Origin of the sequence: Pseudomonas cyclaminis, assembly GCF_015163715.1 — a bacterium.
Taxonomy (GTDB): domain Bacteria; phylum Pseudomonadota; class Gammaproteobacteria; order Pseudomonadales; family Pseudomonadaceae; genus Aquipseudomonas; species Aquipseudomonas cyclaminis.
This window is the reverse complement of the sequence record NZ_JADDUM010000220.1, coordinates 1-15258: the sequence shown is the minus strand read 5'-3', so window position 1 is coordinate 15258 and position 15258 is coordinate 1. Positions and strand designations below refer to the sequence as shown.

At 61.4% G+C, this 15258-nt stretch carries 12 protein-coding genes; 2 read left to right on the top strand and 10 right to left on the bottom strand.

Features of this window, described 5'->3' with window-relative positions:
• Positions 1–27: 27 nt before the first annotated feature.
• Positions 28–342, bottom strand: a complete 315-nt coding sequence (locus IQK56_RS24695; RefSeq protein WP_122306997.1) for a DUF6124 family protein — start codon at positions 340–342, stop codon at positions 28–30.
• 317 nt (positions 343–659) lie between these two features.
• The gene (locus IQK56_RS24690) at positions 660–3068 is read right to left on the bottom strand and encodes a glucose/quinate/shikimate family membrane-bound PQQ-dependent dehydrogenase (protein ID WP_193863623.1); all 2409 of its coding nucleotides are present in this window, start codon (positions 3066–3068) and stop codon (positions 660–662) included.
• A 214-nt stretch (positions 3069–3282) separates the two neighbouring features.
• On the opposite strand from IQK56_RS24690, the gene IQK56_RS24685 reads away from it, so the two are divergent.
• The gene (locus tag IQK56_RS24685; RefSeq protein ID WP_112194725.1) at positions 3283–4584 is read left to right on the top strand and encodes an Nramp family divalent metal transporter; all 1302 of its coding nucleotides are present in this window, start codon (positions 3283–3285) and stop codon (positions 4582–4584) included.
• A gap of 50 nt (positions 4585–4634) precedes the next feature.
• On the opposite strand, the gene IQK56_RS24680 is transcribed toward IQK56_RS24685, so the two are convergent.
• Together IQK56_RS24680 and IQK56_RS24675 are read right to left on the bottom strand one after the other, a co-directional pair.
• Positions 4635–5678: an LLM class flavin-dependent oxidoreductase gene (locus IQK56_RS24680; protein ID WP_122307001.1), complete on the bottom strand. Its 1044-nt coding sequence runs from the start codon at positions 5676–5678 to the stop codon at positions 4635–4637.
• 55 nt (positions 5679–5733) lie between these two features.
• The gene (locus tag IQK56_RS24675) at positions 5734–6219 is read right to left on the bottom strand and encodes a flavin reductase family protein (protein WP_122307002.1); all 486 of its coding nucleotides are present in this window, start codon (positions 6217–6219) and stop codon (positions 5734–5736) included.
• Positions 6220–6541: 322 nt separating this feature from the next.
• Between IQK56_RS24675 and IQK56_RS24670 the strand changes: the two genes are divergently transcribed.
• Positions 6542–7948, top strand: coding sequence for a purine-cytosine permease family protein (locus IQK56_RS24670; protein ID WP_193901861.1), 1407 nt, complete (start codon positions 6542–6544; stop codon positions 7946–7948).
• On the opposite strand, the gene IQK56_RS24665 is transcribed toward IQK56_RS24670, so the two are convergent.
• The 6 genes from IQK56_RS24665 to purU are packed head-to-tail and all read right to left on the bottom strand — an operon-like array spanning position 7936 to position 14701.
• A complete protein-coding gene (locus tag IQK56_RS24665) occupies positions 7936–8499 on the bottom strand; it encodes a sarcosine oxidase subunit gamma (protein ID WP_122307004.1) in 564 nt (187 codons plus the stop codon). The two genes, IQK56_RS24670 and IQK56_RS24665, sit on opposite strands and share 13 nt — an antisense overlap.
• Before the next feature lie 3 nt (positions 8500–8502).
• Entirely contained in the window at positions 8503–11400 is a 2898-nt protein-coding gene (locus tag IQK56_RS24660) for a 2Fe-2S iron-sulfur cluster-binding protein (RefSeq protein WP_193901860.1), read from the bottom strand.
• On the bottom strand, positions 11397–11696 hold the full coding sequence (locus IQK56_RS24655; protein ID WP_122307006.1) for a sarcosine oxidase subunit delta: 300 nt from the start codon (positions 11694–11696) through the stop codon (positions 11397–11399). The genes IQK56_RS24660 and IQK56_RS24655 overlap by 4 nt, the downstream gene beginning before the upstream one ends.
• Before the next feature lie 13 nt (positions 11697–11709).
• Positions 11710–12951: an FAD-dependent oxidoreductase gene (locus IQK56_RS24650; RefSeq protein WP_150676180.1), complete on the bottom strand. Its 1242-nt coding sequence runs from the start codon at positions 12949–12951 to the stop codon at positions 11710–11712.
• Entirely contained in the window at positions 12933–13838 is a 906-nt protein-coding gene (gene folD / locus IQK56_RS24645; RefSeq protein WP_122307008.1) for a bifunctional methylenetetrahydrofolate dehydrogenase/methenyltetrahydrofolate cyclohydrolase FolD, read from the bottom strand. Before folD ends, IQK56_RS24650 begins: the two co-directional genes overlap by 19 nt.
• Positions 13835–14701: a formyltetrahydrofolate deformylase gene (gene purU, locus IQK56_RS24640; RefSeq protein ID WP_150676178.1), complete on the bottom strand. Its 867-nt coding sequence runs from the start codon at positions 14699–14701 to the stop codon at positions 13835–13837. The genes folD and purU overlap by 4 nt, the downstream gene beginning before the upstream one ends.
• Positions 14702–15258: the final 557 nt, after the last annotated feature.

The following is a 15258-nucleotide window of genomic DNA, read 5'->3' as shown; positions in this document are numbered from 1 at the left end:
CACCGCCCTCCCACATTTTTAACGCGTTCAGGCAGTTGCTTTAGCGGGCTTCAGGCATTCGATGGAGCGATCCACGGTGGTCTTGGCAATTTCCAGCAAATGCCACACGGCCAGAATCTTCGCCCGTTCGGGGTTTGGTAGCAGGTCACCGCAATCCAGCGCCGTGGCGCAAGCGCTGTCGAGCAAGCTGGCGGTGTAAAGCAGGGCATCTTCGAAACTCAGGTCTTCGTTGACCGAGTGGAGGCCTTGAGTGGGCAGGTAGTGGTCGATGGCGCGACTAAACGAGGGTGGCGGCTGTACGCAGGTTAGTCGACCGGCTCCAACGCGAAAATACCGGCGCACCCGAAGGTGCCCTGCGCACAGCCACCATAAAACTCATGGAGGACCATGCACGCGTTGGAAGGTCAGGCGACTAAACCCGGTCACTGATTTGGCAGTGACGGACCGCAGACTAGCCAGCGATTCCAACAGGCACAAGGCGGCAGGGATTGTCTAGGAAACGTCCTGCAATTAAAAGCGACCCGACTTGCTGGCCCTTTACAAACCATGACCAAATGCCACTAACGATGCCGCTCATCTATTGAAATGCAAGCGATGTGGGAGGGGGCTTGTTGCCGATGCCGGAGCGCGCGGTGCAAGGGCACGCGCGGACAGAGGGGTTATGGCAGGGCGTAGGCGATCACATAGTCGCCACGGTCGGTGGACTGGCGCGCACCGCCAGCGGTGATGACCACGTACTGCTTGCCGGTTTTCGGCGACACGTAGGTCATCGGGCCGCCTTGGCTGCCGACGGGCAGGCGGGCCTTCCAGACTTCATCACCATTGCCGCTGTTGAAGGCGCGCAGGTAGAAATCCTGGGTGCCGGCAATAAAGATCAGGCCGCCCTGGGTCGACAGCGTGCCGCCGAGGGTCGGCAGGCCGATCTTGATCGGCAGGTGCATGCGGATGCCCAGCGGGCCAGTGTCTTCAACGGTACCGACCGGCACTTGCCAGGCGACTTTCTGGGTCTTCATGTCGATGGCGGTGAGGGTGCCGAACGGCGGCGCCTGGCACGGGATGCCGGCCACTGACAGGAAGCGGTTTTTGTTCACCGCATACGGCGTGCCCTTGAGCGGGACCGCGCCCATGCCGGTGTTCAGCGCTTCGCCACCGGACGAAGACTGGGCCTTGTTCTGCGACGGCAGCATCTGGATCCACAGGCCCAGGCGCATGTCGTTGACGAAGATAAAGCCGTGCACCGGGTCTGTGGAGATACTGCCCCAGTTCATGCCGCCCAGGGAGCCTGGGAAACTCAGGGATTTATCGGTGCCTGGCGCGGTGTATAAACCGTCGTAACGCATGCCTTTGAAGTCGATGCGGCACAGCAACTGGTCGTACGGCGTGGCGCCCCACATGTCCGATTCAGTCAGGGTTTGCGCGCCGATCTGCGGCATGCCCACCGATTTAGGCTGGGTCGGGGAGTAAGGTTCGTTGGGGATGTTGGCGGCCTTGACCGGGACTTCTTTTACGTCGGTCAGCGGCTGGCCGGTGGCGCGGTCGAGCACGTAGATCTGCCCGGCCTTGGTGCCGATCACCACCGCAGGCACGGCTTTGTCGCTGCCCGGTGGGGTGAAGTCGATCAGGCTTGGCTGCATCGGCAGGTCGAAGTCCCACAGGTCGTTGTGGACGGTCTGGTACACCCATTTTTCCGCGCCGCTGGAGGCATCCAGGGCCAGCACCGAGGCGCCGTATTTATGGTTGAGCTGGGTGCGCTCCACGCCGTAGATGTCGGTGGATGAGCTGCCCATCGGCAGGAAAATCGTGTTCATCAGCGGGTCGTAGGACATCGGTGCCCAGCTGTTTGGCGTGCTGCGTACGTAGGTGCTGTCGCCGGTCGGGGCTTGTTTGTCTTGCGGGTTGCCCGGGTCGAAGGCCCAGCGCATTTGGCCGCTGATCACATCAAAACCACGGATCACGCCGCCTGGCATGTCGGTCTGTACGTTATCCGCGACGCGGCCGCCAACCACAACGGTGGTGCCGGCGATCAATGGGGCGGAGGAGAGCTGGTAGTAGCTGTCCGGGACGTTGCCCAGGCCGGCTTTCAAATCCACCTGGCCGTGGGTGCCGAAGTCTTCGCAGAATTTGCCGGTGTCGGCATCCACCGCGATCAGGCGCGCATCGATGGTGTTGGTCAGCAAGCGGCGTTGGCATTGCGCACCGGCTGGAACGCTGGCGGCAATGATCGGCGAGCTGTTGGGCTGGGGCGGCTGGGCAATCGGCGCGGTGGCGTCGAAATACGCCATGCCACGGCAACGCTGCCACACCGCCGACTTGGCGTTGACTTCGTTCTTCCACAGCTCTTTGCCGGTGTCGGCGTCGAGGGCGATCAGGTTGTTGTGCGGGGTGCAGATGAAGACTTTGTTGCCGATCTGCAGCGGGGTCAGTTGGTCTTCGGCACCGTTGCCGTCGCTGATCGCCACGTCGCCGGTGTGGTAGGTCCACGCCACTTTGAGCTTGTTGACGGTGTCGCGGTTGATCTGGTCCAGCGCGGCGAAACGGCTGCCGCCTTCGGTGTTGCCGTAGTGCGCCCAATCTTTCTGCGCATCGGCCGGTGCCACGGGCGTGATGCCTGGGCCGGCCCCGGTGGGGGCGACGCTTGGGTGGGCGACGAACATATTGCCCGCCGCAACTGCTACGCCTACCGCCAATACGGCAGCGACGCCATAGGCAGCGCGTGCCGGTCTGCCCACGAGCAGCGGGTAGACCAGCGCCACGACCATGCCGATGGCGGCGAACATGAACACCCGCGAAAACAGCGGCCAGAACACCAGGCCCACATCCGCCACGGCCCAGATGGCTGTGCCGACCAGAAATGCGGCGAACAACCACGCGCCCGCCGGGTTACGCCGGGCAATCAACAGGCCGGCAATCGCCATGGCCACGCCGCCGATCAGGAAGTACCAGGAACCCCCCAGACTGACCAGTTTGGCGCCACCGACGGCAAGCGCAAGGCCGAGCAGGGCGATGATAACGCCCAGGCCCAGCAGTAAGAATCTAGAGACGCCAGTGGCGCGCGATGCTCGTTTCATGTCGAAAGGACTCGAGTGTGAGAGGGCAAAGAGGCGATTTTAGCAAGATAAGTAACCAGATAGTACATTTTGCAACACGTCTCAGGCCATTGCGGACGCCCTGATCAGCACGAAACATTTATTAATACTTAACTCACTATCATGGTTGTACGACGTCATATCAATTGTGTTCGACTACCCAGGCTCTCACAAAAAAAATAACGGAGACTCTCCTATGACCGGTTTTCCTTCTGTCGAAGGCAAGGCTGTGGCGTCTGCGCCCGGCCATGTTGTACGACTTCTCAAGTTGCTTGGCCCCGGCGTCATTGCGGTACTGTCCTGGCTGGGCGCCGGCGATTTGATTACGTCCTCCGTGGCCGGCGCCAACTATGGTTACGCCATGATGTGGGTGCTTGCAGTGTCCCTGCTGCTCAGGTACCTGATCGTCAACATCATTGCGCGGTTTCAGCTGTGCAATAACCAAGGCATGACGATCCTCCAGGGTTACGCTCAGTTGAACCCGTTTTTCGCCTGGTTCCTGCTGGTGTATGCGCTGCTGATGGGGCATTTGATGAATGCCTACATGATCAAGGGCGCGGGGGAAGCCCTGGCCATGCTGTTCAAGACCGACTATGCATTGCTGTGTTCGGTGGCGGTGGTGTTGGCCGTATGGTTGCTGGTCGGGCGCAATATCTATTCGATGATCGAAGGTGTGATGAAAGGCCTGCTGGCAATCATGACCCTGGCTTTCATTGCTCTGGCGGTGATGTCCGGGCCGGATATGGCGGGCATTGTCAAAGGGACGATTGGTTTCAGCATTCCGCCGGATGAGGGCGTACACGGGGCATTGCTGGTGGCGGTCTCGGTGATCGGCGCGGTGGCGGGCTCGATTGCCAACTTCGTGCACCCCTATGTCATGCGCCAAAAAGGCTGGGTTGGCCCACAGCACAAGCGCATCCAACGCAACGACCTGCTATTTGCCGTGTTCGTCGGCATTGTGATCAACCTGGCGATCTGGATTGTAGGCGCCGAGATCCTGCGGCCCAACGGCATTGAAGTGAAGACCCTGGGCGACCTGGGTAAGGCACTCGAAATCTTCTTCGGCCCTATTGGCTGGTACATCTTCTTTATTGGCGTGTTCGCAACGTTGTTTGCCAGCATCTCCGGTAAAACCACGGCGTTTCCCATGCTGATCACCGATGCCTTCCAGCATGTACGGCCCGGACGCCGCGAGCGTTACGGCAAAGAATTCCACCATGACCCGCTGCACAAGTGGTTCATGTTGTTCATCCTGGTGACCCCACTGATCTGGTCGCTGCCGGGCATGCCGGACTTTGTCACGCTGACCATCGGCGTCAGCGCGTTGAACATCATTGGCTTGCCGGTGATTTCCCTCGGCTTGCTGATCATGTCCAACCAGAAGTCGTTGTTGAGCAAGGAATACCGCAACAACCTGTTCGAAAATATCGCGCTGCTCTTTGCCACGGGGTTGGCGCTGTGGGTTGCGTTCCAGTTGGGTGTTGAACTGTTCAGCTGACTGCCGGGCGTGCAGGCTCCGCATCTGCTTGAAGCGAAGCCTGCAAACAGTCAACGAAACGCCGGCACCACCTGCTCGATAAACAGCGCCAGCGACTTCTTCTTCTCGGCATGGGGCAAGCTGTTGTCACACCAGAAGCTGAATTCATCCACGCCCAGTTCCTGGTAGTACTGGATGCGCGGGATGATTTCGGCGGCGGTGCCGATCATCGCAGTCTTGTGCAGGCTTTCCAGTTCGAACTCAGGGCGGGCGGCGAATTTTTCTTCCGGGCTCGGCGCCAGGAAGCCATTCACCGGGACTTCTTTATTGCCGAACCAGGCATCGAAGGTGCGATAGAACTTCGAGATCGCCTTGGCCCCGACTTTCCAACCTTCCGGATCATCGACCGCGTGCACATGGGTGTGGCGCAGTACCATCAATTGCGGGCGTGGCACGTCCGGGTTGTTGTCCAGGGCGGCCTGGAATTTGTTTTTGAGGTCGAGGACTTCTTCGTCGCCCTTCATCAACGGCGTCACCATCACGTTGCAGCCGTTGGCCACTGCGAAGTTGTGTGAGTCCGGGTCGCGGGCGGCGATCCACATCGGCGGGTTGGGTTGCTGGATCGGCTTGGGCACGCTGGTGGAGGTGGGGAATTTCCAGATCTCGCCGTCGTGGGCGTAGTCGCCTTTCCACAGTGCACGTATCACCGGCACCATTTCCCGCAGCGCTTGGCCGCCGCTGGAGGCGGGCATGCCGCCGGCCATGCGGTCGAATTCCACTTGATAAGCGCCACGGGCCAGGCCGACCTCCATGCGACCGTTGCTGATCACGTCGAGCAAGGCGCATTCGCCCGCCACCCGCAGCGGGTGCCAGAACGGCGCGATGATGGTGCCGGCGCCCAGATGAATCGTGGTGGTCTTGGCCGCGAGGTAAGCCAGCAGCGGCATCGGGCTTGGCGAGATGGTGTATTCCATGGCGTGGTGTTCGCCAATCCACACGGTGCTGAAACCACCGGCCTCGGCCATCAGGGTCAGTTCGGTCAAGTCTTCGAACAACTGACGGTGGCTGACACTTTCATCCCAACGTTCCATGTGTACGAACAGCGAAAACTTCATGGTGCTTACCTCTAATCTGTTGTTGTTTTGCGCAAATACCGGGTGTGCAGGGAGGTCAGGCGGGCACGGGCAGGGTGCCCATTTTGCCGTGGCAATACACCAGCGGCCCATGGGCCTGCTCGGGCACGATCAGGTTCTTCACCGAGCCCACCATAATTGCGTGGTCACCGCCTTCATATTCGCGCCATAGCTCGCATTCGATCACCGCCGTGGCATTGGCCAGGATCGGGTTGCCCAGTGCGCTGAGCGTCCATTCGATGCCCTGGGCCTTGTCTTTGCCCTTGCGTGCAAACGCATAGGCTTCGCTTTGCTGGCCGCCCGACAGGACGTGGATGGCAAAGCGCTTGTTCTTGATCAGAATGGGATAGGAGTCGGAGCTGTAATTGGGGCAGAACAGCACCAGGGCCGGGTCCATGGACAACGAACTGAACGCGCTGGCGGTGAGGCCGACGATCTGGCCGTCGTCATCGAGCGTGGTAATCACGGTGACCCCGGACGGAAATGAACCCATCACTTGTTTGTAGATGGCGGCATCGATCATGTGACGGTCCTCTGGCGGTGAAGCGGTTTTTATCAATTTGTAGGTATGATGGTATACCGTAATACACAGCTTGCAAGCGCTTTTTTAAACCGCCGATAAACGTCTTATTCTGGCGTTATATCCAATGAATACTGGGTTTAAGGCTGAAATTTCAAGGAGTCAAGGCGACAGGGAACCGGATCAGTTGCAGGTAAAAACAGCGGATCAGTCTTGTGAAAATGTTGGAATACCATAATATGGTGTTCATCTGAGGGGCGGCCAGAGAGCTCCCCCGGTTTGGCGTCAAACAACTATAAGATCAGACAAACGCGAGTTCATTTCCATGCCCCAGATGTCCCGGCAAGACCCCCTGATCGAGCATCACACGGTCGATTATGTCCCTCTCGCAGAGCGCCATGGAAAGGCCCGCGACCTGTTCACTTTATGGTTCAGCACCAACATTGCACCGCTGCCCATCGTCACCGGCGCCATGGTCGTCCAGGTGTTTCATCTCAACCTTGCCTGGGGGCTGCTGGCAATTGCCCTCGGGCATCTGCTCGGCGGTATCGTGATAGCCCTCGCCTCGGCCCAGGGCCCGCGCATGGGCATTCCGCAGATGGTGCAGAGCCGGGGCCAGTTCGGCCGCTACGGCGCCTTGCTGATTGTGTTCTTCGCCGCACTGATCTACATCGGCTTCTTTATTTCCAACATCGTGCTGGCCGGCAAATCCATCGTCGGTATCGTGCCGTCGGTGCCGGTGCCCGCGAGCATCCTGATCGGCGCCCTCAGCGCCACCGCCATCGGCGTGATCGGTTACCGCTTTATCCACACCTTGAACCGTATCGGCACCTGGGTGATGGGCGGCGCGTTGCTCGCCGGGTTTGCCTACATCTTTGCCCATGACCTGCCGGCGGATTTCCTGAGCCGTGGCGGCTTCAACGCGGCTGGCTGGTTGGCCACCGTGTCGCTGGGGGTGATCTGGCAGATCAGCTTTTCGCCCTACACCAGCGACTACTCGCGCTACCTGCCGGCGGACATCGGCATTACCCGGCCTTTCATTGCGACCTACCTGGGCGCCACCCTCGGCACCATCCTGTCCTTCGCCTTTGGCCTGGTTGCCGCACTGGCCACGCCCGAAGGCACCGAAGCGATGGTCGCGGTCAAACAGGCCACCGGTTGGCTGGGGCCGATCCTGATGGTGCTGTTTTTGCTCAATATCATCAGCCACAACGCCCTGAACCTGTACGGCGCGGTGCTCTCGATCGTCACTTCGATCCAGACCTTCGCCAGCCACTGGACCCCCAGCATCAAAGTGCGCGTGGTGCTGTCGGGCGTGATCCTCGCCGGCTGCTGCGTGGTGGCGTTGGGCGCGTCGGCAGACTTCATCGGGCAATTCATCGGCCTGATCCTCGCGCTGTTGCTGGTGCTGGTGCCGTGGGCGTCGATCAACCTGATCGACTTCTATGTCATCAAGCGCGGCGCCTATGATATTGCCTCGATCTTCCAGGCCGATGGCGGGGTGTATGGGCGGTTTAACCTGCATGCGATCGTGGCGTACTTCATTGGCATCATCGTGCAACTGCCGTTTGCCAATACGTCGTTGTATGTGGGGCCATGGGCCAACCTGGTGGAAGGCGCGGACCTGTCGTGGCTGGTGGGTTTGGTGGTGACGTGCCCGTTGTATTACTGCCTGGCGACACGTCAGCACACCGAGAAGGCGAGGGCGGCGCGGTTGGGCTACACCGACTGAGCCACCCCGCCAAACTCCTCCAACGCATCCCGCAACGCGCCTTCGAAGTAGTCCTTCGAGGCGCGATCCCAGAGGATATGAAACGCCGGCAACTCCACACTGCCTGTATGGATGACAATCGCATTGACCCGCGCCACCGAGGTCTGCGCCACCGTTCCCGGCTTGAACGCTGAACGGCTTAAATCAACCCCACAAAGCTTGGCCATCACCTGCGCAATCACATCCCCGCTGAGCAGCACGCAAGCATGGCTGTCCTGGCGCGGCAGCAGGTAGTTGGCGCGGTGGTCCAGTTCCCAACGTGCTTCTTCATCGGCCACACGCTGGCCGTGGTCCTGGGGGCTGCCCAGCACCAGGTACTCGGTGTGTGACAGGCGCGCCACCCAGCTGCCGTCGGCTTGTGCACTGGCTTGGTTGGGAGCGTCCGGCAACGTAAAGCCGCGCCCGCTGAGGTACTCGGCGCTGTGCGCTCCGCGAAAACCCACTCGGGGCAGGTCGGTCTGGTCGATCAGGCGGCAGGGCGTGATCAGGTCGTGGGCTTTCAGACTGGTCATGGCTTAACCCTCCTGGCGTTGGTTGGTGGGGTCGAAGAACGGCAGTTGCACCACCTCGGCCTGGACGACAATGCCGCCCTCGACGCGAATCGGGATGCGCTGCCCCGGTGTGCTTTGCTCGACCCCGGCGTAGGCCAGGCCGATGATCCGGTCCAGGGTGGTGGAGTATTCGCAGGAAGTGACGTTGCCGCTGATGTCCGCGCCGTTGAGCACCAGATGACCTTCCAGTGGTTGCACGCTGCCTTTGGGCAAGGTGAAACCCACCAGTTTGCGTTTCAGCGGCTGGGCTTCGAGGATGTCCACCGAGCGCCGGCCGACGAAGAATGGCTTGTTGCGGCTGACCGCCCAGCCCATGTCGATTTCTGCCGGGTGGGTCATGCCGTCGGTGTCCTGGCTGATGATCACATGGCCTTTTTCCAGGCGAAGCAGGCGTTGGGTTTCGACACCAAAGGGGCGAATATCATGGGCTTTGCCGGCCGCCATCAACGCATCCCATAACGCCAGGCCGTGACGCGCCGGCACGTGGATTTCATAGCCCAGTTCGCCGACAAACCCCACCCGCAGCAACCGCGCCTTGATCCCGGCCACCGTGCCCTGGCGCACGCCCAGGTAAGGGAAACCTTCGGCGCTCAGGTCGAGGTCGCTGCACAGCTGTTCCAGCACCTTGCGCGAATCCGGCCCGGCCACGTTTACCGCGCAGATCGCCGCCGTGACGTTGGTCACGTCCACGTCCAGGCGCCACTGCGCGTTCCACTTGAGCATCTGTTGGTAGATACGGTCGACGCCGCTGGTGGTGGCGGTGACGTAGAAATGGTTGTCGGCCAACCGTGCGCACACGCCGTCGTCGATCACCACCCCGTGTTCGTTGGTCATCAGCGCATAGCCCGAACGGCCCACCGGCTGCTTGAGGAACGCGAAGGTGTACAGGCGGTTGAGCAATTCGGCGGCGTCGGGGCCGCGTACGTCCAGGCCGCCGAGCGTGGACACATCGATCAACCCGACCTTGTTGCGCACGTGCAGCGCTTCGGCCTGCATGCACGCGTCGCGGTCCTGGGCCTTGCCGTAATACGCCGGGCGTTGCCAGATACCGGCGGGCATCATTTTTGCCCCGGCCTGCACATGTCGGGCGTGCATCGGCGTTTGTCGGTAGGGGTCGAAGGCGCGCCCGGCGACATGCGCGAGTTTCTCCGCCACGAACGGTGGCCGTGCGGTAGTGACTCCGGTTTCACTGATATTGCGTTGGGTGGCCCAGGCCACCAGCCGCGCCGTCGGCAAGGCTGAATGGCGGCCCTGGGACGGGCCCATGCCCACGGTGGAGTAGCGTTTGACCAACTGTACATCGCGGTAGCCGATACGGGTGGCATTGACGATATCCGCCACTTGCAGGTCTTCGTCAAAATCGACGAAATCCTTACCCTTGGGGTGAGGGAAGATCGGCCAGTTGAAGTTGACCTGGGCTTCACTGCGCAGCGTTGCACGCGGTTGGGTGCTGTTCAGGCCCAGGGCGAGCACGGCTTCGGCGGCAGCGTTGGTTGCGTCCACCAGCACATTGTCCAGTTGATGCCGACCGTGCACGGAACCGGCCACGCTCAGCGAGTGCGGCAGGCCGCTGAGGCTGAACTCTGCGCGCTGGTCGTCATAGGCCAGCTTGCCACCGGCCTGGCACAGCAGTTGATACACCGGCATGTAGCCGGCCGACATGCACAGCAGGTCGCAGTCGATCACGTGCCCGCTGGCGCTGACCTGGCCCTGGCCGCTGATCTGGCGTATGTCGACGCCTTTTACATGGCGCAGGCCTTTCTCATGCAGGGCCTCGAACACCGTGCTGTTGGTCAGGCAACGGATCTTGCGTTGCGCCAGTGCGCCCGCCAAGGCCTGATCGGCGGGGGCGTGGCGCAGGTCGATGACGGCGGCTACCTCCACGCCCTGGTCATGCAGGTCGAGGGCGGCGAGGTAGCCGTCATCGTTGCCGGTGAGCACCACCGCGCGTTTGCCCGGCTTGACCGCATAGAGTTTCATCAGGCGTTGTGCGGCGCTGGTCAGCATCACACCTGGCAGGTCGTTATTGCGGAAGATCACGGGTTGGTCGAACGACCCGCTGCACACCAGGCATTGCCGGGCGCGCACCTTGTACAGGCGCTTGCCCTGGATCACCGGCAGGTAGTTGTCGGTAAACCAGGCATTACAGGTGGCGTCGGTCAGCACCTGGATATTCGCGTGCTGGCGCACCGCGTCGATCAGTTCGCGGCGCAGGCTGTCGGCACGGATGCCGGCAATATCGAAGCGCGCATAGGTCAGCGAGCCACCGAGAATCGGCTGTTGCTCGATCAGCAGCACCTTGGCCCCGGCATTCGCGGCGGTCAACGCCGCCTGCAAGCCGGCGGGGCCGGCGCCGATCACGGCGAGGTCGGTAAACAGGTAGGCCTTGTCGTAGTACTCGGGCTGGAACGTCAGGTCGAGCACGCCCAGGCCGGCCTTTTTGCGGATGATCGGCTCCCAGACTTTCCACATGCCCTTGGGCTTGTAGAACGAGCGGTAGTAGAAGCCCACCGGCATGAACTTGGAGAACTTGCCCAGGTAGGCGTCCTTGTCGTTATCCAGCGAGCCGTTGACGTTCTGCGCCGTCACTGCCAAACCTGCGGACAGCGCGTGGGCATCGGCCAATACATTGGGCTCACTGGGCAGTTGCACCAAGCTGTTGGCGTCCTGGCCGGCCATGGTCAACGGGCCGCGTGGGCGGTGGTATTTGAACGAGCGCGACATCAGGAAGCGTCCATTGGCGAGCAGGGCGCTGGCGATGCTGTCGCCTTGCAAACCTTGGTAGGGCAGGCCGTCGAAACTGAAATCCAGTGGCTGGTCACGCTGGATCAGCAGGCCCATGGGGGCGGGGAGGCGGTTCATCCGGCGATCTCCTTGGCAGTGGTGAAGTCGACGCGGGTGGTGAACACTTCGCGCGGATCGAAGGTGCGCACGATCTCATCGGTGACCGTGTGGCGCTCGGCGAGGAACCAGTAGCTGGAGGGCGTATGCATCCACCATTCACGCACCACGCCGGCGAGGTTGTCGGTGTTGAACACGTAGTCGGCCCATTCGGCATCGCTGCACGTCACCGGGTCGGGCATCGGTTTGAATTCACCGCCGTAGGTGAACTCGCTGATATTGCGCGGCCCGTTGAGCGGGCACATCATGATTTTCATTGTCTGCTCTCCGTCAGTGGCTGGCCGCGGTGGCGCCCATTTCGTTGACTTGCTGGAAGGTCGAGAAACGTTCGAGGCCGAAGGGCTTGATCAAGTCCGGTACCTTGCCGCCGCTGGCGACCAGCTCGGCCATGGTCTTGCCGCAGATCGGCGTGGCCTTGAAGCCCCAGGTGCCCCAGCCGGCGTCGAGGTAGTAATTTTTCACCGGCGACAGGCCCATGATCGGGCTGTAGTCGGGAGTCATGTCGGTGATCCCGGCCCATTGGCGCATCAACTTGGCGTTGGCCAGGAACGGGAACATCTCGATGGCATGGGCCAGCAGGCTTTCTTTCAAGTCCAGGGTCGAGCGTGTGTTGAACAGCGGGTAGGGGTCGGAACCGCCACCGAACACCACTTCGCCACGGCTGGTTTGCTGCACGTAGCAGTGCAGGGCCGAGGAACTCACCAGCGGGTCGAGGAACGGCTTGAACGGCTGGGTGACCATGGCTTGCAACGGAAAGGTCTGGATCGGCGAGCGGATACCCGCCTTGGCCATCAGCAGCGAGCTGTGCCCGGCAATCGCCTGCACCGCGCAGCCGCATTTGATGGTGCCGCGATTGGTTTTCACCGCGGTGATGGTGCCGTTCTCGATAATCAGGTCCTGCACTTCGGTGAGTTGGTGGATCTCCACGCCGCGCTTGGCCGCCTGCTTGGCGTAGCCCCAGGCCACCGCATCATGGCGTGCGGTGGCGCCGTCGATATGCCAGAGCCCGGCGATCACTGGCAAATGGCCGGGGTCGAGGTTGAGGCTGGGCACCAGTTCACGGATCTGCTGGCGGTCGATCATCTCGGTGCGCCCGCCGAAGTGTTTGTTGACCTCGGCCCGCTGGCGGAACGAACGCACGGTGGCATCGGTGTGGGCCAGGGTCAGTTGGCCGCGCTCGGAATACATGATGTTGAAATCGAATTCGTTGGACAGCGACTGGAACATCTTCACCGACTCGGCGTAGAAACGAACGCCCTCGCTGGTGAGGTAGTTGGAGCGGATCACCGCTGTGTTGCGCGCGGTATTGCCGCCGCCCAGGTAAGCCTTTTCCAGCACGGCGATATTGGTGATGCCGTGGTACTTGGCCAGGTAGTAGGCGGTCGCCAGGCCATGACCGCCCGCGCCGATGATCACCACGTCGTAACTCGACTTGAGTTCCTTGGGCGCCGGCAGATCCACCTCCACCGGGTACTCCGAACTCAGCCCGTATTTCAATAGATTGAATGGCATACGGCCTCCGATTGGCTGCGTAGGGCGTGGTGTTGCGCCAGGGCGGCGGCCACGGTGTTTTTCATCAGGAAGGCAATGGTCATGGGCCCGACACCGCCGGGTACCGGGGTGATGGCGGCGACGTGGGGCAGGGCGCTGTCGAAGTCGACATCGCCCACCAGGCGGCTGCGACCGTCGTCGTCGATGCGGTTGATGCCGACGTCGATCACCACCGCGCCGGGCTTCAACCAGCTCGCGTCAATCAAGCGGGCGCGGCCTACCGCAGCGATCACAATATCGGCCTGGCGACACAAGGCCTGGGCGTCGTGGCTGCGCGAATGCAGCACGGTCACCGAACAATCCGCCTTGAGCAGCAGCGCGGCCATGGGCTTGCCGACGATATTCGAGCGGCCGATCACCACCGCGTGTTTCCCGCGCAGCTCGCCGAGGGTCTGCTCCAGCAAATACAGGCAGCCGCTGGGCGTGCAAGGGGTGAGCACCGCACGGCCCTGGCTGAGGCCGCCGACGTTCTGGCTGTGGAAACCGTCGACGTCCTTGTCCGGCGCTATGGCCTCCAGGGCGCGCAGTTCGTCGATCTGCACCGGCAGCGGCAATTGCAGGAGGATGCCGTGGATCGCCGGGTTGGCGTTCAGTTGGCCGATCAGGATCAACAGTTGTTCGGTGCTGGTATCGCTGGGCAGGCGATGCTCCACGGAGCGGATGCCCACCTCGTCGGCGCGCAGGATCTTGTTGCGCACATAGACCTGGCTGGCCGGATCGTTGCCCACCAGGATCACCGCCAGCGCCGGTTGAATATCGCGCTCATGCAGGCGCGCCACGTCCTCGCGCACTTGCAGCAGTACCTGCGCGGCGGCGGCTTTGCCATCGATCAGTTTGGATGCGCTCACCGGAACACCACCGTTCTGTCCTGGTTGAGAAATACCCGGTGCTCCAGGTGGTACTTGACCGCCTTGGACAGGGCCACGGTTTCGGTGTCGCGGCCGATGGCGACCAGGTCGTCGGGCTTGTACACGTGGTCGACGCGCTGCACTTGCTGCTCGATGATCGGGCCCTCATCCAGGTCGCTGGTCACATAGTGCGCGGTGGCACCGATCAGCTTCACGCCGCGCTGATAAGCCTGGTGGTAAGGCTTGGCGCCTTTGAAACCGGGCAGGAACGAGTGATGAATATTGATCGCCCGCCCGGACAGTTGCCGGCACAGGTCGTCGGAGAGGATCTGCATGTAGCGCGCCAACACCACCAGCTCGGTGCGGGTGTCATCGACGATCTTCATCAGTTCGGCTTCCTGCGCGGCTTTGTTGTCCTTGGACACCGGCAGGTAGATAAAGCGAATACCTTCACGCTCGGCCATGGGCCGCAGGTCGAGGTGGTTGGAGACGATGGCGGTGATGGTCATGTCCATCTCGCCCTTGTGGTAGCGGTAGAGCAGGTCGGTGAGGCAGTGGTCGAACTTGCTCACCATCAGCATCACGCGCATCGGCTCGCGGGTGTCGTGCAGTTCCCACTGCATGTCGAAGGCCTGGGCGACATCGGCGAAACCGTCTCTGATCTGTTGCAGGTTGCCTTCGTGGCCATCGTTGAAGCGAAACACGGCGCGCATGAAAAAGCGGCCGCTGAAGTCATCGTCGAACTGCGCCATTTCCCCGATGTAGCACGCCTTGTCCGCCAGGTAAGTGGTCACCGCTGCGACGATGCCGGACACCGCAGGGCAGGTGACCTTGATGATGAAGTGGTTTTTTTCGTGTTGCATGACACGTCCTCGGGGATGATGGCGGCAGCTCATCGCATAGCGAAAAATGTCTGAGGACAGCTGGCTCATTCCTTGAGCGCGTTTTCTTGTGGGGAATAAAATATTCCTGAAGTGGCTTTATAGGGGAATGGGGCCGGGGCGTCTAGGGGTTTTGGGAAAGATTTTTTAACTAGGGGGAATTTTTTGGGCTGGGCCAACAGTAACCCAAAGACCTGCGTCCACACTCGCTGGTGGACGCGGTTAGAAATGTGGGAGGGGCGGTGCGACGGTTCGACTTGCCCCCGTGGCGGCCTTCGGGCCGACCATGTCGTTGGCCTTGAGTGAGTACATATCCGTTGCTGCGGTAACGGCTGCCTATGGTTCCGCTCTTACAGCGGGTCACTTTTGGAAGGTCCACCATGTGTCCGGTCCATACACGGGGCGATCCCAAATCAAAAACAAGACGAGGCGGCCTTAAAGCCGACCTGATCTTTGAAGCGTGCGCGGTGTGGCTTCTACTTCCTTAACCGCTGACGAAGTCAGCAATCTTTTGATCTGGCTCTGGCTTTTGATCTTGA

Bases quoted from the DNA above. Each gene is read 5' to 3' on its own strand.
- IQK56_RS24675 (WP_122307002.1), bottom strand. From the start codon at position 6,219: ATGATCGATGCCGCCATCTACAAACAAGTGATGGGTTCATTTCCGTCC.
- purU (WP_150676178.1), bottom strand. From the start codon at position 14,701: ATGCAACACGAAAAAAACCACTTCATCATCAAGGTCACCTGCCCTGCG.
- IQK56_RS24655 (WP_122307006.1), bottom strand. From the start codon at position 11,696: ATGAAAATCATGATGTGCCCGCTCAACGGGCCGCGCAATATCAGCGAG.
- IQK56_RS24670 (WP_193901861.1), top strand. From the start codon at position 6,542: ATGCCCCAGATGTCCCGGCAAGACCCCCTGATCGAGCATCACACGGTC.
- IQK56_RS24680 (WP_122307001.1), bottom strand. From the start codon at position 5,678: ATGAAGTTTTCGCTGTTCGTACACATGGAACGTTGGGATGAAAGTGTC.
- IQK56_RS24660 (WP_193901860.1), bottom strand. From the start codon at position 11,400: ATGAACCGCCTCCCCGCCCCCATGGGCCTGCTGATCCAGCGTGACCAG.
- IQK56_RS24665 (WP_122307004.1), bottom strand. From the start codon at position 8,499: ATGACCAGTCTGAAAGCCCACGACCTGATCACGCCCTGCCGCCTGATC.
- IQK56_RS24685 (WP_112194725.1), top strand. From the start codon at position 3,283: ATGACCGGTTTTCCTTCTGTCGAAGGCAAGGCTGTGGCGTCTGCGCCC.
- IQK56_RS24650 (WP_150676180.1), bottom strand. From the start codon at position 12,951: ATGCCATTCAATCTATTGAAATACGGGCTGAGTTCGGAGTACCCGGTG.
- IQK56_RS24690 (WP_193863623.1), bottom strand. From the start codon at position 3,068: ATGAAACGAGCATCGCGCGCCACTGGCGTCTCTAGATTCTTACTGCTG.